Here is a 233-nt window from a genome sequence, read left to right as displayed (position 1 = left end):
GTTCAGATCTCTTCACGATAGAAACATACAATCGATATCCGAGTGTTCGTTGTGGTTTGATTCCGCTAAGACCTTTAATAACCCTTTTGAATCTCATCACCTGTTCAACAAAGAACTTCAGAATGACTTCAAGGTTATGTGCTTCTCTCAATCGAATGACCATCCCATACTTTGGTCTCAGTATGGCGATAACTTTAAAGGTATGTGTATTGAGTATGATCTTAACTGTTATC

The 233-nt window shown here is 37.8% G+C and carries 1 pseudogene; it reads left to right on the top strand.

The window, feature by feature from the left end:
• Positions 1 to 233, top strand: a pseudogene (locus AB4496_RS29620) (hypothetical protein); the annotation flags it as partial.

It is taken from the genome of Vibrio sp. 10N.222.46.A1 (assembly GCF_041473595.1).
GTDB classification, from domain to species: Bacteria; Pseudomonadota; Gammaproteobacteria; order Enterobacterales; family Vibrionaceae; genus Vibrio; species Vibrio tasmaniensis_A.
Note: the sequence above shows the minus strand (reverse complement) of the source record. Positions and strands in the feature narration are given on the sequence as shown.